This is a genomic window from Micromonospora sp. NPDC048894 (assembly GCF_040649765.1).
GTDB lineage: Bacteria > Actinomycetota > Actinomycetes > Mycobacteriales > Micromonosporaceae > Micromonospora > Micromonospora antibiotica.
On sequence record NZ_JBEZFY010000015.1, the window covers coordinates 131674 to 152075 of the forward strand.

Consider the following 20402-nt stretch of genomic DNA (forward strand, 5'->3'; position numbering starts at 1 on the left):
GGCAGGTCGGTTGGCCTCGCGGACGTGTCGGGTCGCTTGGCCCACCGGGTGGCCTGCGTGTCTGGTGTGATGTACCGGTGGGGGTGCAGGGCGACAGCGAGTTGACGGTGCTGGTGGATCGGTTGCGGCGGGATCGTCGCCGTGATCCGTACTCGGGCCGGGACGCCTACTCGCGTACGGTGCGGGAGGTCGCCGACCGCTGCGAGGAGTTGATCGACGTGGGTGAGGCGTTGGTCGCGGTGCCGGTGCTGCGCAAGGCGGTCGATCGGATGACGAGCGCCCTGATGTACATGGACAGCTCCTCGGGCGTGCTCGGCAACGACCTCGCGTACCTGATGGAGGTCTACGCCCGGGCGTGTCGGGCCGCGCTGCCGCGGCCGGCAGGGTTGGCGGCGTGGCTGGTGAAGCTGGTGTGTGACGGCCCGGGCTGGCCGGACGTGGTGCTGCGCGAGTGGGCGCCGGCGCTGGGGCCGAAGGGCCTCGCTGAGGTCGCCCGGTTGGTCGACGAGCGTGCCGCCGCCGGGAACGAGCCCGATGGCTGGCATCGGCAGTGGGCGGTGCGGTACCTGCGGGAGCAGATCGCTGAGGTCTCCGGCGACACCGACCGCCACGTACAGGTCCTGGCGGAGCATCTGGTCAGCGCCGACCAGTACGGGCGGATCGTCACGGTGTTGGCGCAGGCGCAGCGCCCCGCCGAGGCGATCGGCTGGGCCCGACGCGGACTCGCCGCTCACCCGTCGGGGCATCAGGCTGTGGCGCTACGGACCTGCTCGTCTGGCTGTTGATCGAGACCGGTGAACCGGAGGCGGCGGTGGCCGAGCGCCGGACGGCGTTCGACGTCCAACCGACGATCGACAACTTCCGGTCACTGCCGGCCACGGTGGCCGACACCGACCGGGACGCCGCGCACACCGAGGCGGCATTGACGGTGGTACGCGAACGCGCCGCAGAGCAGGCGGGATATCTGCCCCACCTGATCGACGTGCTGATCCTCGCCGGTCGTGACGATGAGGCCTGGCACACCGGGCTCACGCGCTGGAACGAGATTCCCACCCAGCAGCGCGTCGAACTGGTGGAGTTGCGGCGGCGCACCCACCCGGCCGAGGTGTGCGAGCCCTACCAGGCGCTCATCGACGCCCAACTGCTGGACCCCTACGACAAACGCCGCTACGACAGGGCGATCACGCTGCTGCGCAACCTGCGCGAGGCGTACGTGGACACCGGTGAGGTCACCTGTTTCGAGGCGTACCTGGAGACGTTGCGCGCAGAACACCGCCGCCGGCCGACGTTCCTGGCCAAGCTCGACGACGCCCGCTTCCAGCCCAGCCGATAGGATGTGCCTGTGGCGGTCCGCATCGACGTAGAGGCCTTTCGTGATTCGATCCCCACCGTGGTGGATGAGATTGCGGCGCGACTGCTGGCCGACGGCAACGTCGGTGAGTTGGGATCCGCCGGGGGCGGTGTCCAGGCCTTGGTGCGCGACCACGACGCCACTTTCCAGCCCTGGGTGGGCATCGTCGACGGGATCTTCACCGGGGACTGCGATTGCGGGATCAGCGGAGACGACCTGTGCGCACACTCGGTCGCGGCCGCGTTGACCGCGTTCCACGCAGGCGCCACCTTCTCCGGCGCCGCCACCCCGCCCGGCGCCGCTCCCGGTGTGCCCGAACACGCCCGCTACCTTCGAGCCGTGCAGCGGCTGTCGCCCCACCAACTCGCCGAACTGGTGGCGGGGCACGCGGCCCGGGACCGCCTCTTCGCCACCCTGCTGCTGGGCGGGGCCGGCATGCTCGACGCCGCCGACACGTCCGGCCTCGCCGACTTCCGCACCGCAGTCGAGGACGCGTCGACCGTGACCGCCGGCAGCAGGTGGCAGATCTCCGACGTGGAAACCACGGGGGAGCGCCTGGCCGCCGAAGTCGAGATCCTCTGCGCCCACCCCGCAACCCCCGCCGCGCTCGACCTCGTCGAGGAAGCCATCCTCGTCTGGGACGACCTGTCCGGGCATCTCCGCGACGCCTACCACATCACCCGCACCGAACCGCAGGAGATCGCCGAGCCGCTCGTAGGCGCGCACCGTTACCTGTGTGAACGCCTCGACCTCGCCTCGGACGAGATCGCCCAGCGACTCAACCGGCTCCTCGAACGCTGCCACTACGACACCGTGGACGTCGACATCTACGCCGATCTCCTCGCTGAGCACGCCGTAGGAATGGCTGGTACGGCCGGTTGCTGATCATCGCGCGCGGAGGTAACGCCGTGTGATGCTTGTGCCGCCCGCCGCAGGACAGGACAACGCCGCCGGCAAGCACCGGCGGCGGGGCTACTGCCGGCCCCTACAGGTCAATCGTTGTTTGGTGGCAGTGGCTTGACCAACCGGAGTCGTTAAAGCCCTGGTAGCTGGGCTTGACCGAGAGGAATAGGCGTAGACAAAGTGTCCTCAGTCGATTGCTTGGGTTTCGACGGCCACGGTGGAGCCGGTGGCTGTCTTACGGACGTAGAGGCGGGATGGAATCCGCCGACGTAGTTCCGCGACGTGGCTGACCAGTCCGACGGTACGGCCACCTGAGCGCAGGCCGTCGAGGGCGTCGAGTACCTGGTCGAGTGCTTCTTGGTCGAGAGTCCCGAAGCCTTCGTCGACGAAGAGGCTGCCGAGTTGGGTGCCGCCAGCCTCAGCCAGGACGACGTCGCTGAGGCCGAGCGCCAGGCACAGCGAGACCAGAAAGGTTTCCCCGCCGGAGAGGGTGGCCGGGCGGCGTTCCTGGCCGGTCCAGGCGTCGACGACGGACAAGCCGAGCCCATTGCGGCCGGCGCGGCGGCCGGTGTCCGACTCGGTGACATGGCGCAGCAGGTAGCGGTTGTGGGTGACCTGCCCGAGTCGGGTGTTCGCCGCCGTGACGACGTGCCGGAACCGGTGGGTCAGCACATAGGTGGAGAGGGTCATCCGGGTACCGCTGTCGCTGCTATTGCCCTCGACGAGTTGGGCGAGGCGGTTGGCGATCTCGTACTCGGCGCGGATGGGTCTCCACTGAGCGAGGGCGTTGACCAGATCCGGGCCCAGCTGCTTCAGCCGGTCGTGTTGCTCGACGGCGAGGCCATGCTGGGCGTGCAGCTCGGTGGCCCGCAGTCGGGCGGCTTGGTAGGTCTGTTCGCTGCCCTCAACGTCCGGTGATGGTTGGTGTGCGGCGGCGAGCAGGGTGGGGTCCTGTGCTCGTCCTGCGGCCTGGTGGTACTCGCCGTCGAAAGCGTCGATACGCTCCTGCAGGTCGACGATCTCGGGGTCGGTCAGGGCTGCGGCCCGCGCTGCCACGGTGTCGGCGAACTCCGACAGGTGCAGGTGGTGCTGCGCCTCCCGGTGGGCGTCGGCGAGTTCCCTTCCTGCCTGTAGCCACTGCCCCAGGTTGGTCGCTGCGGTCCTGACCTCGGCGAGTTCCCCGGTCAGGCGGGTCACCCGCGCCCGCAGGGTCTTGTCCTGGCCGCGGACGGCGTCGATGCTCTCGTCGAGTTCGGTGATCTGCGCGGTCAGGGCGGCCTGCTGGGCGTTCGCCACCGCTTCGTCGCGGCCGATGTCGGCGGCCTCGCGGTGCTGATCGGCCAGCATCACGTCGAGGGTTTCCAGGTGGGCGCCGAGTTCGTCGGCCAGTTTCGTCGCCTCGGTCGCCGCCCGCACCGCCTTGCGTGCCTCGGTGACCGTCGACCTCGCATGGGCTGCGGTCAGGTCACCGACCGTCTCGGTGACTTCGTTGAGCTGGGCGTTGATGCGCTCGACGGTGACCTCGGCGCTGCGACGTTCGTCGAGCAGTTCGCCCGCCTCCGTCTTGGCGTGGTCCTCGTCGGCGGCGGAGACGGCGTCGGCGGCGGCCTGCGCGGGTTCGGGGTGTTCCGGGGAGCCACAGACCCCGCAGGGCTGACCGGGCCGTAGTTCACCAGCGAGCTCCGCGGCCATGCCGGCCAGCCGACGCTGCCGTACGTCGAGGTGCCGGGCCTCGGCGGCTTGGTGGCGGTCGACGGCAGTACGCCGTTCCTCCTCGGCGGTCGCAAGCCGCGCGGTGAGGTCGTCGCGGCGCTTGCACGCCTTGGCTTGCTTCTGCGCCTCGTCCAGCCGCAGCTCGGCGGCCTCCCGGTCGGCGGCCACCGCCAGGGCCTGCTCGCGCCGGCCAGTGATCTCGGCATGCTCGACCGGCAGCTCGACCAGGCGGGCGTTGACCTTCTCGCTTCGGCCGGCCAGATCTTCGAGCTTCTTGCCGACCGCCGTCCGCTGCCCTCGCAGCGTGGTCCGTCGCGCCTCGCTGTCGATCGCGGCCTCGGCGGCACGCAGCTGCGTGGTGCGGGTCTGTTCCGCCCGGGTCAGCGCGTTGACGTCGAGGCCGGCCACGTCGACGGCCTCCCCGCCGTCCGGGACAGTCAGCGCGATACGGTCCGGCAGCACCGCCACGTCAGCGGGCAGCGAGGCGAGGTGTTCGATCGTCGTGCGGCGGAGCAGGTCGAGGTCGGTGTGCCGCCGGTCGACCTGGTCGAGGTACGGCTTCAGCGTCGCCGCCGCGCGGGCGGAGTCGAGCTGGCGCTTCCAGCGGTCACGCTCCGGCTTGCGTGTCGTCAGCTCATCGCGCTGCTGCACCGCCGCCTGGTACTCCCGTTGCTGCCTGGCGAGGGTCGCGGCGGCCTGCCGAACCTGGTCGAGGCGCTGCTCCTCCGCCGTACCCACGGCCATGTTCTGGGCCAGGGCCTCCACCAGGTCAGCGGCCCGGTTTCGGTGCACGGCGGCCCAGGCGTCCAGCTCACTCAAGGTGTCAGGCTTGTCGAGATCGGCGGGCACCTCGACCTTGACCACCTCGGCGAAGCGCTGCGTCAGGTCGCGGATCGTGCCGAGGGCCGCGCGTTCCTGCTGGCCGAGTTGCGTCCGGTGCTCCGCCAGCCATCCCTCGGCGCGAGTGAAGATCTCGATGTCGAAGAGGCGCCGCAGGAGCCCCTGCCGGTCGTCGGCAGACGCCTGCAGGAACCTGGCGAACCCGCCCTGGGGCAGCAGGACCACCTGGCAGAACTGCTGGACGTCAAGGCCGGTCTCCGCCCTGATCAGGTCGGCGGCTTCCCGGTGCTCCCTGGTGACGAACTCGATCCGGTCCGGGAGCTGTTCGACGATCTCGACAAGAGCCTGTTGCCGGGTGGTCCCGCTGCCGCGCCTACGGGGACGCATCCACTCCGGGCTGCGGCTGATCAACAGCCGTCGGTTGGTCAGGGTGACGTCCAGTTCGACCCGGGGGCCGACACCAACGGCGGCATGCTGCGAGTGCAGCGACTTGGCATCGTCCCGGAAACCGGGCACGGACCCGTACAGGGCGAAGCAGATCCCGTCCAGGATCGTCGTCTTCCCCGCACCGGTGTCCCCGTGGATCAGGAACAGGCCGTCGGCCGTGAGCGCCTCGAAGTCCACGCTCACCGTGTGAGGAAACGGCCCGAAGGCGGTCATGGTCAGCCGGTGCAGTCGCATCAGCGGGTCACCTCCACCCGGCGCAGCTCGTCGAAGGTCCGCTGCAGCAGCGCGACCTCGTCGTTGTCCGCCGGCCGACCACGCACCTCGGTCACGAAGTCCAGCGCCACCTCCACCGGTGACAGCCGATCCAGATCGGCGAGATCCCGGCCGCCCACCTCGACGGCCAGGCTCGGCACCACGAGCTTCAGCAGATGTGGGAACCGACGCTTGAGCCGCTCGTGCGGCGACAACGGACGCACCGCATCGGTCAACGTCGCCTCGACCCAACACTGCTCATACGCGCTGTAGGCAGGGCTGTTCAACAATTCCTCCACGGTGCCGGTGAGCCGGGCCATCCGCCTCGGCACCGGAGCAGGAACCTCCTCCACACCACGCAGCCCATCGACACCAAAATCCACCAGATAGGACGACTTGACGTGCGCGGCCTCGGAAAAGCTAAAGGCAAGCGGTGAACCGCTGTACCGCAACCCGTCGGCCAGACGCTGACGCCCGTGCAAGTGACCCAACGCCACATAGTCGACGCCCTCGAACACCGCACCGGGCACATGCTGCACTCCACCCACGCTGATGTCCCGCTCAGTGTCACAACCCTGACCGCCGGACACGAAGGCGTGCGCCATGACGACGGACCGATAGCCGGGACGAAGGGCCAAATCCGACCGAACCCTACCCATCGCGGCACGCAGCGCCGCCGCGTGACTCCGATCCTCGACCCCCCAGGAGGCAACCACCGACGCCGGTTCGAGGAACGGCACCGGGTAGCAAGCGACCCTCGCGTCCTCGTCTTCCAGCAGCACCGGCGTACCCACCGCACCCGTGCCCACCCGCACGTGCACACCGGCCCGCTCCAGCAACCGGGAACTGACACCCAACCGCGCCGGCGAATCATGGTTCCCGGCGATGACGACCACCTTGGTCCCCGCCTCCAGCACGAGCCGGGTCTGCGCCTGATCCCACAGACCGACCGCGTCCGGCGGCGGCACCGCCCGGTCGTAGAGATCACCCGCGATGAGCACCGCATAGACCCGCTCGCTCCGAGCGACCTCGACGAGATGGTCGATGAACGCCTGATGCGCGTCGTGCAGGCTGAGGCCGTGCAGATGACGGCCCAGATGCCAGTCCGAGGTGTGAAGAAAACGCACGAGCCGAGACGCTAGAACATCCATTGACCGCAGCACATCACCCCAGCCGACCACACTTCCGGACGAAGATCGGGTGTGTCCCGGCAGTCCATAGGGGAAACCTTTGCTATGGAATGGCCGAAGGACCGGCGGGCGGTCCTCTTGGCACCATCGGCGCCACTGGCCTTGGAGGGCCCCGTGCCATACCGCCACAGCCGACCGGTCGCGCTGTCTCACACTTCGGCGGGGACACCTCGGGTGAAGGGGCGTCCGGTGTAGACCATGCGGTGAGCTACCCCCACTTCGGTGGAGAGAGGACTCCACCAAGTTCAGGCAGGACTACCGATACACGGCCGACACTGGCACCGCGCCAGGCGAGTAATAGCCTCGACCCCTCCTCCGCGCCAACGGGTGTGGTGAGTGGCCGAGTCCAACAAACCACTGCATCGTTGTCCCTCCATGTCGAGGGATGCCCGTAGGCCTCGGTGTGGGAGGTCCTGATGCAGTACACGCCGGAACTCGACGGCCCTGACCTGCTCGGCTGGTGGATGCGGCAGCCGACCCGGCGAAGCCGCCCTCGGACGCGGCGCCAGGCAACACCAAAGCCGATGGGTATCCGGTTCGCGTTCTACGGCCGGATGTCGACGCGGGAGTTCCAGGACCGGTTGTCGTCGGCGCGGTGGCAACGCGACTTCGCCGAAGAGGTGATCGACGGCCGGGGCGTGATCGTGGCCGAGTTCTTCGATGTCGGCGAGTCCCGTCAGGTGCCCTGGCCGCGTCGCCCGCAAGCCGCGCGATTGCTGGCAGCTCTCGCGGACCCTGGCCGGGGGTTCGATGCGGTGGTCATGGGCGAGTTCGAGCAAGCGTTCTACGGCAGCCAGTTCCGCGACCTCGCGCCGATGTTCAACCTGTACGGCGTGCAGCTGTGGCTGCCCGAGCTCAACGGACCGGTCGACGCCAGCAACGAGTTCCACCTGTCGCTGCTGGCCCTGCTCGGCGTGCACTCGAAACGAGAGGTCCAACGCTCCCGGTTTCGGGCCAAGGCGGCGATGCGCGCCCAGGTGGTCGAGCAGGGCCGTCATCTCGGTGGCCGACCGCCCTACGGCTACCGGCTGGCCGACGCGGGCCCGCACCCGAACCGGGCACACGCCAAATGGGGACGCGTGGTCCACCGGCTGGAACCTGACCCGTCCACGGCACCGCATGCGCAGTGGATGTTCGCCCAGCGCCTCGCCGGCCGCAGCGTCGCCGGGATCACCCGCGACCTCAACGATCGGCACGTGCCCTGCCCGTCCCGCGTCGATCCCGGCCGCAACCCGCACCGCAGCGGCACGGGATGGACACTACGCACGGTGGCGGCGATCCTCGCTAACCCTCGCTACACCGGACGGCAGGTCTGGAACCGGCAGCACACCGACCGCGGCCCGCTCGACGCCGCCGATGATCTCCTCGGCCAGTCAGAGGCACGCCGCTGGAACCTGATGCAGCAGTGGGTCATCTCCCGGGACCTCGCGCATCCGCCGCTGGTCAGCGAGCACGACTTCGTCGCCGCCCAACAGGCCAACGCCCTGCCCGCACCTGCCGACGGCTCGAACGGGCGCTACCTGCTCACCGGACTGATCCGCTGCCAGGAATGCGGCCGGATCCTCGACGCCCATTGGGTCAACAAGCACGCCGCCTACCGCTGCCGCCACGGCCACCGCACCGCCTCAACAGATGACGCGCCCCGGCCGCTCAACGTCTACATCCACGAAGCCAAAGCGATCACACAACTCGCCGAATGGATCGGCATCCCGGCCGCCGACTCCCACACGGTCACCGACGCGCTACTCGAACACGAGCTCCACATCACCTGCGCGATCGGCGGGACACTGACCATCACAAAGATCTCCGAGGCGGCCACAACGCATCGACTACCCGCGAAGACCACCCGTGGGGGTTAACGTGTCCGAGGGGGGACTTGAACCCCCACACACAGCATCCCTGCACACAATAGGTGTGCATGCAGTGAAGGCTACCGGCCGTATACCCCGCAGGGGAACCCCTCGCTTCCAGAACGCGCTTCCGCGGTCCAAGGCCCACACGTTGCAGGGATGGCTGCGTGAGCATCCCGGTGTCGAGGTGGTGTGCCGGGACTCCTCCGGCGCCTACGCCGAAGCAGTCCGCCGCGTTCTGCCCGACGCGGTGCAGGTCGCCGACCGCTAGCACCTGTGGCACAACCTCGCCGAGGCCGTCCAAAAGGAGGTCACCGCCCACAGTGCTGGGCCGCTGCTGACCTGCCGCGGCAGGCCGGCATCCGGGCCGTGACGACCCGGCAGCGGTGGCAGCAGGTCCACGACCTACTCGACAAGGCGTCTGCCTGCTCGAATGCGCCCGCCGGCTCCACCTCGGCCTCAACACCATCAAACGCCACGCCCGCATCAGCGAACCACAACGCCTCATCCGCGCACCCCAGTACCGACCCACCCTGGGCTTGACCCGTTTCGACGGACGGGGTCGATGTGTTGATCTTATCTAGGCGGCCGAATCTATCGGTTGAGTGACGTGGTGGGTGGCTTCGTACGCGGCTGGGCTGAGGTAGCCCAGCGACGAGTGCCGGCGGCGAGTGTTGTACCAGCCTTCGATGTACTCGAATATGGCCTGGCGGGCGGCGGTGTGGGTGGGCCAAGGCTGCCGGTGTAGCAGCTCGGTCTTCACCGTGGAGAAGGAGGATTCGGCTACCGCGTTGTCCCAGCATTGCCCGCGCCGGCTCGTGGACAGGCGGATGCCGTGCGCGGCGGCGAGGCGGGCGTGTTGAGCGCTGGTGTACTGACAGCCGCGGTCGGAATGGAAGATCAACCCAGAGGGCGGGCGGCGTCGCACGATCGCGTCGCCCAGCGCGGCATCGACCAGGTCGGTCTTGAGATGGTCGGCGACGGCCCAGCCCACGACGCGGCGGGACGCCAGATCGATGACGGTGGCCAGATACAACCAACCCTGCCACGTGTTGATGTAGGTGATGTCTCCGCACCAGCGGGCGTCGACGCGGGCGGGGTCGGTGGTGAAGTCCCGGCCGATCAGGTCGACACGATCGGCTGCCGCCGGGTCGGCGATGGTGGTCGTCAGCCACCGGCGCGGGTTCTTGCCGCGCACACCGGCGCCACGCATCAGCCGGGCGATGCGTTTGCGGCCGTGCCGCAGTCCGGCGTCGGCAAGCTCGGCGTGCACGCGCGGGGCCCCGTAGGTGCCCTTCGACATCGCGTGCACCTCAACGATCTTCGCGGTCAGGACCTCATCGGCCAGATCCCGCTGCGACTGCTGGCCGGCGGCTTGCTGGTAGTAGGCGGACCTGGAGACCTTCATCAGCTTGCACGCACGCGTGACGTTGTGCTCGCCGGCCTTCTCCGCCTCGATGAACGGATACACGTTCATCGGGTCTCCTTCGCGAAGAAAGCCGTCGCCCGCTTCAAGATATCGACGTCCTCCCGCAACCGGCGGTTCTCCCGCCGCAGCTGCGCGAGTTCGGCCTTCTCGTCGCTGGTCAGCCCGTCCGAGCGCGTGCCGGTGTCGAGTTCGGCCTGCTTGATCCACTCCCGTACCGCAGTCTCGGTCAAGTCGAAATCGTCGCTGACCTGCCGGATCGTGCGATCCCCACGCTGACACAACTCAACGATCTCGGCCTTGAACTGTGCCGTGAACGACCGACGAGGCCGGGGCCGCTTCTTACCCATGCTCTCCATGATGCTGGACATCCTCCCGGAGCCCACCGGGCTCCTGATCTCGGATGTCCGTCAAACCGGGTCAGGCCCACTCCGTCTTGTCCGCGTTGCCCGGCTGGTGCGTGCCGCCCTGCCCCACGGTCACGAACGACAGGACGACAATGCCCTCCATTACACCTGATAGGACCGCGATCGAGGTTGCCGGTGGGGTCGATACCCACCAGGACACCCACACCGCGGCGGTGATCGACTCGGTCGGGCGGGTGCTGGGCACCCAGCAGTTCGCGGCCACCGCAGCCGGATACCGTGACCTGCTGGCCTGGATACGCGGACACGGCCGGCTGGGCCGGGTCGGGGTCGAGGGCACCGGTGCCTACGGCGCGGGACTGGCCCGGCTGCTACGCGATGAGCACGTCGACGTGATCGAGGTCGACCGGCCGGACCGCAAGACCCGCCGCTTCCAGGGGAAATCCGATCCGATCGATGCGATTCAGGCTGCCAAGAACGCCATGGCCGGGGAACGTACCAGGATCCCCAAACAGCGCGACGGCCGGGTCGAAGCGCTGCGTAACTTGCGGGTGGCCCGGCGCAGCGCGGTCGGCTCAGCGTGCCGACACCCAACGGCAGATCAAGACCCTGATCGTGACCGCCCCGGAGGAGCTGCGCGTCCGACTACGCAGCCTGGGCGTGAAGCAGTTGGTCGCCACCTGCGCGAACTCGCGCCCCGACCCGGCCGACGCCGCTGCCCCGGCCACCGCCGTCAAGCTCGCCCTACGCAGTCTGGGTCGCCGCCACCAGCAGCTATCCACCGAGATCACCGACCTCGACGAGCTGCTCGAGCCTCTCGTCGCCGCGATCAACCCTGCCTTGCTGACTGCCAACGGCGTCGGCGCCGAGGTCGCCGGCCAACTGCTGGTCAGCGCTGGCGAGAACCATGACCGGCTGACCTCCGAGGCAGCGTTCGCCATGCTCTGCGGCGTCGCTCCGATCCCTGCCTCATCCGGCAAGACCACCCGACACCGACTCAACCGCGGCGGTGACCGGCAGGCAAACGCCGCCCTCTACCGCGTCGTGCGCTGCCGCCTGCGCTGGGATCCACGCACCCGCGACTACATGCAACGACGCACCAAGGAAGGCCTCTCAAAGAAAGAGATCATCCGCTGCCTCAAGCGGTACATCGCCCGCGAGCTCTACCAGATCATCACCACCAAAGACCTTGAACTCGCCGCTTGACATCCATAGGAGCATCAGACATGCGAAAGGCTCACTCAGGTGCGGCAGTCGCGGCCCGTCTCTCGCTCGTGGCCGCCGTACTGCTAGACAGCTTCTCGTCCTGGTACTCGAACAAGTAGAGCCCCCGCAAACCCCCGACCGCGATAGCGCTAGATCGGGGAAGCCAAGCAGAACAAGAAAGACTGCCGTCAACTCTCATAAAAGCACATCTTGTCCCGCTGTCCGTAGCAAACACTTCGAGCGTCCCTTTGCTCGTCACGGCCGCAAGATAAGAACCGGTGGGCGAGAAAGCGGTAGAGGTCACCGGGCCAGCACAGCGAAGTGTAACCTCGGCCGCAGGCTGATCGATTTTGTGCAAACCAACCGACTCCGTTCCATATGTCGTAGCCGCCCACGCCGCATCTGAGGATACTGAAATCGAGTCAGGTTGGCCCGATATGTCGATTTTTTCAAGCTTGGATTTAGCGACCAGATCCCAAACTTGGAGCGAGTTTTTGCTGTCACTGACGATAAGGCGGGAGGAAGCAACAGCTAATAGTATCTTGCCGTCAGTCGCCCTCCTGAGACCCAGAGCCTGATCAAGGTTCTTTACTGCGGACCGATCCGCGCTAATATCCCAGACCCGGAGGCTTCGCTCAGAGTCAACCGCCGCGAGCCATACACCATTTGGGTCCGCTGCCAAAGATCTGATTTCAGGGTTACTGTCCTTGTTGAAACTGAACTCCGCTTGGAGGCGTGTAGACTTGTTCCATAACCGCACAATTTACCCTCGCCCAATTGTGGCAATCATGCCATTGACTACAACCGCATCCCGGGTTGGCCCGGCCGGGCGAAGTTTAGCCGCCTTCAGCCTGTCTCCTGGCAACTCCTTTTCGTGAATGATGGTGCCAAGGCTCCGACCGCTGGAGACATCCCAAATTTGAGCGCCGCCATGTTGACCTGTGGTGACAACCCACATCTCCCCTGGCGCGGGACTGATGGTCGCGAGGCCCGCCTCGGCAGCGATTGGCGCCCGTTCTTCGGCAGCTTCCATATCCCAGGTGCGAACAGTGCCATCGCGGCTAGCCGACACCATCCACGTGGCATCGGGGGCAAACCGAACTGCTGTTATGTCGTCTGAATGGCCCTGGAGGCTAGCTAAAAGGTTCCGCTTCTTCGTGTCCCATACCCGTATCACCGCATCCTGTCCCGCTGCTGCTAGAAAGCGAGAATCAGAAGACGAGTGAAGGGCAACCGCCCTACTGTCAGCCTTCTCTAAGGAAACCTTCTTACCTTTATTCGTAAGGTCCCACAATCTCACGTGCTCCTGATCGGCAGTCGCGATCCATGTTCCGTCCGCGGCAAATCTGATCATCGTTACCCAGCCCGAGTGCGGAGAAAGGCTGAGATGGGATTCCCAGGACCGCGTGTGCCAAACTTTGACAGCCTCGGCCCGCCCACCGCTCGCAAATAACCTCCCGTCGGCCGAAAAGGCTAAGCAGGTGACCTCGCCTCGGTGGGCGCTCAGGGTAGTAACGAGACTTCCATCTCGTGCGTCCCAAATGCGGGCCGTGCAGCCACTGCTTGTTGCCACCCACGATCCGTCGGGCGAAACCGCTATTGCGCTAACTGTGGCAGCATGGCCTGACAGTTTGTGGATAAGACTCCCTTGCGTGGCGTCCCATACGAGTGCTTCCGGGTGGCTCCCAGCCGTCAGGAGCCATCGGCTATCAGGAGAGCAGGCGACGAGCGCAAAAGCGCCTGGTTGTGCTCGAAGTTGTGCCAGAAGTTGACCACCTTCCACATCGCGCAGTTGCACGCTATCTGATCCGGCAATAGCTATCCACATTCCGCTAGCTGCTACCGAAACGGTGGATATCGAGCGCGCCTCTCCGTTGAAGAGAACTTTCGCCTGGCCCGATGAGCTATCCCATAGGCGAACCTTTCCATCTTCACCAGCCGTCACAAACCAGTCGCCATCCGACGAAGTCACCACTCCCAACACGGCTCCAACATGATCGACGAGTGTCCGTCGCATCGCCGGATGCGGGAGGTCCGGCAGGGATAACGCGTTCACGAGGCGGGGTCGATTGAGAGCATGGCGGAGAGATTGGACTTGCATTCTCCAGCCAGAGCTATCGCCGAGCCTGCTGTGGAGAACATCGACTAACGCTTCTCGGGGATCAGTAGGTTGCAAGAGATGCGACGCACGAGCTAAATCTGCGCGAAGTTGGCTCGCATGCTTCGAATCGATGAACGATAAGTCACTGTACGGCGCGGCTGACCCGAAGCGCATGAGTCGTTCTCCAACCCACCGAAGGTTAGTGGCTATTGCGGCTGCGTCGGCCATTCGGTTAGCTGCTATAAGGTGGCTAATTATGTGCTCCCACAAATAGTGGTCCCGATTACCGAGATCCCACCACTGCGTCTGCGAAGCGCCTTCACCAGGCGGGCTGACGAGGGGAAGTCCTTCGGCAATTGCGTCTACGAACTTCCCATTAAGTGCCCGCAGCTCCGATGCACCCAACTCCGCACGAAGAAAATCCCGCACAACATCGTGCATGGAAAGCGCATCGTCGCCTTGAGAAGCCACATTTAGAAGCGCCAAGTTCATCATACGGCGACATAGCGATCGCGTCTGAAGCGCCGAGAGCCCTGCCGTACTGGCCCACAATTTACCAATGACTTCAATCGGGACCACTTCATCCTCGGCAAATATGCTCAACTCTGCTAATCGTCGAGCACCATCTTTAGTAAGGAGTTTAGTGCTCGCCTCGATCGTCGCGCGCACTGCTCTTGATCGCTGCTCAGGAACGTTCAAGTCAAGTTCCACGACATCCCCGGCAATGAGGTCAACCTGAGCAGGCCCGCCATCTTGCAGGAGACGTAGAACCTCGGCAGCGGCTTCCGATGGATCCCGACGATGGGTCAACTCATCTGCGAGTACACGGTTTACCAACCGAAGAAGTAACGGCCAGCGCCCCGTTGCCGACAGCAACCCGCGCAAGGTCCTCGGCTCCATAGGAGGAAGCTCCCATGTCAGAAGCTGGCGAGCTTGCTCTGGAGACATCTGGTCGACCCTGATGGCGATCGCCTGCGACGGAAGAACGGCTGGCAGGCGTGTGGTGATCAGTCGTGCACACTTTGATCCGCTTACAAGGAAGGGAGCAACCTGGTCATCGTTCCAGACATCGTCAATGAGAAGCAGCATGTTTGGGCGAGCATCTAAGGCCCTGCCGAGGTGCTGTCCTGCAAGCCTCGGATCGGCATAAGTCGTTCTCTCACCTGTGATCAAGTGAATGACGTCATTCACTCGCCCAGCGATTGCTTCTGATGAGCGGAGGTCGCGCCCTAACGTTATCTGATAAATGCGATTCTTGAACCGTTTCTTTATTCGCCTGTCCGAACAGACCACCGTGGCCAGAGTGGTCTTACCGAAACCTCCGGCTCCGTGGAGCGCAGTCGTAATTCCAACTGCGCGACCATCGCTTCGAGTGAGGCCCCACACAATCTCTTCCACTTCTTTCGGGCGCCCGACCACCCATCCAGGGGGGGCGGGCATCGCAGGTGGTGACGGGTCACTCTGCCCTTCGACCGCCGGCCCCTGGGACCGCACGGAGACGACAGCGAGGAGCGAACCCGCGATCGTCAATGCGGCAATGGAGATCAACGGCTCTTGAACAATGAAATCCAAGACATTGGGCAATTGCTTGTCGCCGGACGAGAGAATATTGATGGCGAAGCCTGACAGGTTGGCGACGAGCAGAACTGCGATTGGTAGCATGAACGCAATGCCTGACCTGATCCAGCGCCGCCTACCCACCCGAACCTCCCAAAGCGACGGATCAGTAGTGTGACCGCCTTAAGGGCGGTCGACCATGGTTACCCAGTCCAAACACCTTAGTACTACGCGGCAACCACTGCCTACCCGCGGCTACTGTGCCCCGGCGGCTGCCTCGCCCTCGTCGTCACCGCCCCCGCCTACGGATCAGGAGGTTAGGCGTTCGAGTCCCTTCGGGCACGCCTTCGATAACCGTAGCGGGCGATGGTACCGTCAGGGCAACGCGTGTGTTGATAGGTGATCGTGAGTCACCCCGCTTTCATGGAGCTTCTTGACCATGGTCTGATGGCCGTGGGGAGGAAGTAGTCCGTGGCTACACCGAAGAAGTACCCCGATGAGCTACGTCAGCGCGCGGTGCGTTTGTACCGCGAGTCGGACCCGAAGCCGGTGGTCCTGCGTCTGGCCGAGCAGCTCGGCTTGCATCACGAGGCGCTCAGGAACTGGATCCGCCAGGCCGCGGCTGACGCCGACGAGCGTCACGACCGGCCGACCAGTGAGATGGCCGAGGAGAACCGCCGGCTGCGCAGGGAAATCACCGAACTGCGACGGGCGAACGAGATCCTGGTGGCCGCGGGCGCGTATTTCGCGGCGGAGCGCGACCCGACCCGGCGACGGTCATGAGGTTCACAGCCCTTTTCATCCTGCGTAGCGGTTGGTTTCGGCGTGGTGCAGGACGGGGATGGCCTGCACGATCGCGGTGGTGCGGCGTGGACAGCAGCGCAGCTTGGTCAGGATCTTCCAGGTCTTGAGGGTGGCGATGGCTCGTTCGCCACGAGCGCGGATCTTCGCGTGCGTTCGGTTGATCGTCTTCTGCCGGGTTGGCAGCTTCGGCCGGAAGCGGCGCCGCTTGAACGGGGTACGGACGCTGCCCCTGGCGGCCTGGTAGCCCTTGTCGGCGAAGGTCATCATGTCAGCGTTGGTCAGCGCGTCGATGTTGCCGTGGATGCGGGCGGCGGTGAGGTCGTGCGCCGAGCCCGCCAGTGCCGGTGAGGTCCACACAAGCCGGCCGGCGGCATCGGTGATGACCTGGACGTTCACGCCATGGCGCTTGTGCTTGCCGGGGTAGTACGGCTTCTGGTCTGCCACCCGGTCGATCGGAATGAGCGTGCCGTCCAGGATTGCGTTCGCCAGGTGGCGGATGCGCCGCATCGCCGCGGCCAGGTCCTCGGCGGCTGCCGTGAGCAGCACGATGATCTCCTGCACGTACCGCCAGGCGGTAGCGACGCCGACGGCGGACCCGGCGGCGAGCCGGGTGTAGGTGTCGCCGTTACGCAGGTAGGCCAGGGCGAGCAGCGCCTGCCGGCCCGGTTCGAGGCGCCGCCATTGGGACCGGTGCTGAGTGCGGTGCGCTCGGATGAGGTCAGTGAGGTGGTTCAGGGTGCGGCCGGACAGCGGGATCATGGAAGGGTAAGACAGCACAGGTGAGGCTCCCGGTCGGGGCATCGGATCTTGGTCGACTGCTGTCTTACCTGGAGCCTCGCCCTATCGAACTCCGGGCTCGTTGCACCCGCCCTGCAAGACCAGCTTGGAAAAGGCTCCATGTACGGGTGGCCGTCCCCGCCAGATCAGTCTTCGGCGTACCAGGCGTCGTGGTGAAGGTGCCCTCGGTTGGGTCCGGCATCCGACCACGCTACCCAACGGACATCGGCACACGGAAACGTTCTATCTGGCCCGGCCGTACTACGGCGTCCGTCTGGGAGACTCGGAGGCCGCGAGTCTGCCATCCCATCGCGCAGGAGACGTCATGATCCGCCGGATCGAGTTCACATACCGGGGCGCCCTGAAAATCCTCGGTGCCGAAGACAGCTCATCCCTGACCGCGCTGGACGCCGCGCTCGGTTGCGTAATCCTAGCGTCCGGTCTACCGGGAGCGGCGACGGCGGCGCTGTGGGGACTGGTAGACCAGAAGAACGAGGCCGTGCGTCTACTCGGGCAACTCAGAAGCACCGCTACCGCCCGCATTGTCGAGAAGTCGGGCCTAGACCGTCAGCGCCTCCTGATCGCCTCGCACACGGTCATCGTCGTGGACGCCGCCTTCGAGAGCCTGCGAGCCGCCATCGGGACGAATAGCTATGCGGCGCTAGAGATCGGCGAGGCCGACAAGCAAAGTCTGACGGTCGGCGGTCGTGACCTCGCCGACGACGCCTACCGGACCCTCTACGACGGGCGGGTGCCGTGTCCGTCGACCACGGTGGGATTCGAGCAGACCGTAGAGGAGTACCTCACTCCGTACCTGAATCAGTTGACCACCAAACTGCTGGCGTTCTGCGAGGGCCTGGCCGCGTGGGGGAGATATCGTCCCCACGTCTCCGTTGACCAGCTCGCCAGGTCCGCAGTGCAGCGCTACCGTAGCTCATACATCACCATCAGCAGCCAGGTTCCCGAGTTCCAGATGTGGGCGACTCTCAACGAGACCTCCTCCATCCACCGGAAGCTAAGCGACGTCTCCGACGAAATCCGTGGCGCCCTCATAGTGAAAGAGCGCGCGCTCGCACGGTTGGAGCGGCTTCTCGACCAGATCCGACCCACCTCCACTCGGCACGGCCACGAAATGCGGGAGCAACTCGCACACGCCAACCGGATGATCCTGGGCCAGTCGATCGCACCCGGCCGCCTGGTTACCCACGCGAAGACCCTGACTTTTCCCAGCATCAATGCTGCCTACGTCACACCGCACTACCGTTGGGCCATTCATTCGGAGTCCGCGCGACCCTCGGACGAGGACTGGTGGGGCCAAGCACCTCTCGGGACGGACCTTGAGGCCTTCCTCGCCCGGTACTTCATCAGCCCGGAGAGCACCGAATTGCCCCTCGTTGTACTTGGGCACCCGGGAGCGGGTAAATCGCTGCTCACGCGCGTACTCGCTGCCCGGCTGCCGACCGAGAGTTTCACCACCGTCGTGGTCCCGCTGCGACAGGTGGATCCCGACGCGCTCGTCCATCGGCAGATCGAACTCGCGCTGAGCTCCGCCACGAACAGCCGCGTATCGAGCTGGCCGGGTCTAGTTGAGGCAAGCCGCGATATGACTCGGGTGGTGCTGCTGGACGGATTGGATGAGCTGCTGCAGGCCACGTCCCAGCGACGCGGTAGCTATCTGGAGGATACCGCCTACTTCCAGCAGGTCGAGGCCGCGCAGGGCCATCCAGTGGTGGCCGTCGTCACCTCGCGCACTCTCGTCGCGGACTGGGTGAACATCCCGGAGGGCTCGGTACTGATCAGGATCGAGGACTTCAGTCACGAGCAGGTGAGCGACTGGCTCGGGTACTGGAACCATGACAACCGGGCAGCGATCGACACGGGACGCGCCCGGCCGGTGGCACCGGAAGCAGTCCTACAGCATGCGCAGCTTGCTACCCAGCCACTGCTGCTGGTGATGCTAGCGATGTACTTGGCGGACCCGTCGTTCGCCGCTCAGCAGGAGGCGAACCTGTCCCGCACCGGCCTCTACAAGCAACTGCTCGAAACCTACATCCGGAGAGAGCTGAGCAAACTGCCATACAGCGTGGATGGTGACACGGTTCAAGCCAAGATCCAGGAGCAGATGTGGCGCCTGGCGATCGTCGCCTTCGGCATCTACAACCGGGGTCGGCAGTTCATCCGACAGGACGACCTGATCGACGACCTGTCGTCGCTCCTTGACCCAGGTAATAGCCGCCCGGATCGCAAAGAGTGGAGAATGCTCGCGGAGGAGACGGTTCAGCGGTTCTTCTTCGTACACACCGCTGCCCTGGAACGGGCTAGAAACGATGGGGACCGCTCCTACGAGTTCCTGCATGCCACCTTCGGGGAATACCTCATCGCACGGTACGTCGTCCGACTGATCAAGCAAGCCGCCGATCGCCACCGGTCAGACCACCAGGAATACTCTGCGATCCCCCGCCTGGACGACAGCATTCTCCGGCCATTGCTCTCACACCGCCCGCTGTCCCTCGCCCGTCCAATCCTGCTCTTCCTGGGAGAGATCCTGGCAGGCCTCGACGCCACAACCGCCGCCCGGATTCGGGCGTTCGTCGACGAGTTGCTGCGTGAGGCCCCGTACCGGCCCATCCTGCAGGGCGGCCGTCCCTATGTCAGCGGTCGGGTCAACCACGTCACAGCCCTCGCGTCCTACCTCGCCAATCTCACCCTGGTCCGGGTCCTCCTCGCCGAGAACTGCCCCGGCATCCCGCCGGCGGAGTTCGAGCACCAGTGGTTCCGGACGACCGTCCGCCTGTGGCAGGGCGGTCTGTATGGAGAGGGCTGGCGATCCATGGTAGGCACGCTGGAGGCGAACGGAAGGGAGGTTCACTCCCGCCGGCACTCTTACGCTCTGCACGGGCTGCTGCCCGCAGACGAGGAAGCCCTCGTCGGTGACACGCTGGGTTCCTACCTGGCCGCCTCCGCTGCACTAGGCAGTGCAACCCCTTTCCTAAGACGGGACGAACACGAGCTGCGCGGGGCGATTCTCCACGCCCTGCTGCACCAAAACGGCAATCTAGGCGGCATTTGCGACGTTACCGACGAAATGGACGGCCGCTCCGGGCTCGACGAACAGACCGTGCACCTCATCGCGCTGCTAGCGGCGAGGAAGACCACGTCACTCTCGGATGCGCACCTCAGGTCGCTGATGAGAGCCGTCGTGCATCTACTGGAGCGGTACATCCGGCACGGCGAGCGTCCGGGTCCCCACATGGCAAGGATCGTCCTCCTAAGTGCCGCCGTGGTCGCCGCTTCCCCGCTCCTCCTGCTCGACCACCCCGAGCTGGAGATTTTCTACCGGGAACTGATGCCGATGGTCCCAGACATCGTCGGTGTTTTCGGAGAGGGACCGAGGGAGCTCGACCATTGGTATCTCGTCGAGAATCTTCGCGACGTCCTCGCTAGCGAGAGGTATCCCCGCCAATCGTTCGACCCGGATGGCCGGCTTGGGCCCTCGGCGGCGGGTAACCGTCCCGACCAGATCAGCCCTGACGACGAGCAGTTCAGCGTCGAGACGGCCACCACCCGCCCTAAGGAAATGGGGTGACCATTCACCCGCTAGAGCATCCGCAAGCTCACCG

Annotated in this window: 13 protein-coding genes and 2 pseudogenes; 8 read left to right on the forward strand and 7 right to left on the reverse strand. The window is 65.7% G+C overall.

From position 1 onward, the window contains the following. The first annotated feature begins 77 nt into the window (after positions 1-77). The 3 genes from AB0C22_RS26350 to AB0C22_RS26360 are packed head-to-tail and all read left to right on the forward strand — an operon-like array spanning position 78 to position 2236. Positions 78-785, forward strand: a complete 708-nt coding sequence (locus AB0C22_RS26350; protein ID WP_357537649.1) for a hypothetical protein — start codon at positions 78-80, stop codon at positions 783-785. Further along, on the forward strand, positions 782-1333 hold the full coding sequence (locus tag AB0C22_RS26355; protein ID WP_357537651.1) for a hypothetical protein: 552 nt from the start codon (positions 782-784) through the stop codon (positions 1331-1333). The genes AB0C22_RS26350 and AB0C22_RS26355 overlap by 4 nt, the downstream gene beginning before the upstream one ends. Before the next feature lie 57 nt (positions 1334-1390). Continuing rightward, positions 1391-2236 carry a hypothetical protein gene (locus tag AB0C22_RS26360; protein ID WP_357537653.1) on the forward strand — a complete coding sequence of 282 codons (846 nt, stop codon included), beginning with the start codon at positions 1391-1393 and terminating at the stop codon, positions 2234-2236. A 204-nt stretch (positions 2237-2440) separates the two neighbouring features. On the opposite strand, the gene AB0C22_RS26365 is transcribed toward AB0C22_RS26360, so the two are convergent. Both AB0C22_RS26365 and AB0C22_RS26370 read right to left on the reverse strand, forming a co-directional pair. Then, a complete protein-coding gene (locus AB0C22_RS26365) occupies positions 2441-5488 on the reverse strand; it encodes an SMC family ATPase (protein WP_357537655.1) in 3048 nt (1015 codons plus the stop codon). After that, on the reverse strand, positions 5488-6633 hold the full coding sequence (locus AB0C22_RS26370) for an exonuclease SbcCD subunit D (RefSeq protein ID WP_219463576.1): 1146 nt from the start codon (positions 6631-6633) through the stop codon (positions 5488-5490). The genes AB0C22_RS26365 and AB0C22_RS26370 overlap by 1 nt, the downstream gene beginning before the upstream one ends. Positions 6634-7112: 479 nt before the next feature. Between AB0C22_RS26370 and AB0C22_RS26375 the strand changes: the two genes are divergently transcribed. Beyond that, positions 7113-8555, forward strand: coding sequence for a recombinase family protein (locus tag AB0C22_RS26375; protein WP_219463578.1), 1443 nt, complete (start codon positions 7113-7115; stop codon positions 8553-8555). A 133-nt stretch (positions 8556-8688) separates the two neighbouring features. Beyond that, positions 8689-9082: pseudogene (locus AB0C22_RS26380) on the forward strand (transposase); the annotation flags it as partial. 44 nt (positions 9083-9126) lie between these two features. Here AB0C22_RS26380 and AB0C22_RS26385 read toward each other — a convergent pair. Beyond that, positions 9127-10023 carry an IS3 family transposase gene (locus AB0C22_RS26385; RefSeq protein WP_357537658.1) on the reverse strand — a complete coding sequence of 299 codons (897 nt, stop codon included), beginning with the start codon at positions 10021-10023 and terminating at the stop codon, positions 9127-9129. Next, entirely contained in the window at positions 10020-10322 is a 303-nt protein-coding gene (locus AB0C22_RS26390; protein WP_357537660.1) for a transposase, read from the reverse strand. Before AB0C22_RS26390 ends, AB0C22_RS26385 begins: the two co-directional genes overlap by 4 nt. A gap of 149 nt (positions 10323-10471) precedes the next feature. Here AB0C22_RS26390 and AB0C22_RS26395 point away from each other — a divergent pair. Then, positions 10472-11543: pseudogene (locus AB0C22_RS26395) on the forward strand (IS110 family transposase). A 31-nt stretch (positions 11544-11574) separates the two neighbouring features. Here AB0C22_RS26395 and AB0C22_RS26400 read toward each other — a convergent pair. Next, positions 11575-12303: a WD40 repeat domain-containing protein gene (locus AB0C22_RS26400; RefSeq protein WP_357537662.1), complete on the reverse strand. Its 729-nt coding sequence runs from the start codon at positions 12301-12303 to the stop codon at positions 11575-11577. 3 nt (positions 12304-12306) lie between these two features. Further along, the gene (locus AB0C22_RS26405; protein ID WP_357537664.1) at positions 12307-15345 is read right to left on the reverse strand and encodes an NB-ARC domain-containing protein; all 3039 of its coding nucleotides are present in this window, start codon (positions 15343-15345) and stop codon (positions 12307-12309) included. Between the two features lie 327 nt (positions 15346-15672). On the opposite strand from AB0C22_RS26405, the gene AB0C22_RS26410 reads away from it, so the two are divergent. Further along, positions 15673-15984, forward strand: coding sequence for a transposase (locus AB0C22_RS26410; RefSeq protein ID WP_357537666.1), 312 nt, complete (start codon positions 15673-15675; stop codon positions 15982-15984). Positions 15985-15999: 15 nt separating this feature from the next. Here the strand turns inward: AB0C22_RS26410 and AB0C22_RS26415 are convergent, their stop codons facing one another. Next, positions 16000-16782 (reverse strand): transposase family protein, encoded by a 783-nt coding sequence (locus AB0C22_RS26415; protein ID WP_357537668.1) that lies wholly within the window; start codon positions 16780-16782, stop codon positions 16000-16002. Between the two features lie 325 nt (positions 16783-17107). Here AB0C22_RS26415 and AB0C22_RS26420 point away from each other — a divergent pair, with 325 nt between their 5' ends. Then, a complete protein-coding gene (locus tag AB0C22_RS26420; protein WP_357537670.1) occupies positions 17108-20368 on the forward strand; it encodes a hypothetical protein in 3261 nt (1086 codons plus the stop codon). The last annotated feature ends 34 nt before the right edge of the window (positions 20369-20402 follow it).

Coding starts and splice junctions, on each gene's coding strand:
- AB0C22_RS26385 (WP_357537658.1), bottom strand. CDS start 10,023: ATGAACGTGTATCCGTTCATCGAGGCGGAGAAGGCCGGCGAGCACAAC.
- AB0C22_RS26365 (WP_357537655.1), bottom strand. CDS start 5,488: ATGCGACTGCACCGGCTGACCATGACCGCCTTCGGGCCGTTTCCTCAC.
- AB0C22_RS26420 (WP_357537670.1), top strand. CDS start 17,108: ATGATCCGCCGGATCGAGTTCACATACCGGGGCGCCCTGAAAATCCTC.
- AB0C22_RS26375 (WP_219463578.1), top strand. CDS start 7,113: ATGCAGTACACGCCGGAACTCGACGGCCCTGACCTGCTCGGCTGGTGG.
- AB0C22_RS26390 (WP_357537660.1), bottom strand. CDS start 10,322: ATGGGTAAGAAGCGGCCCCGGCCTCGTCGGTCGTTCACGGCACAGTTC.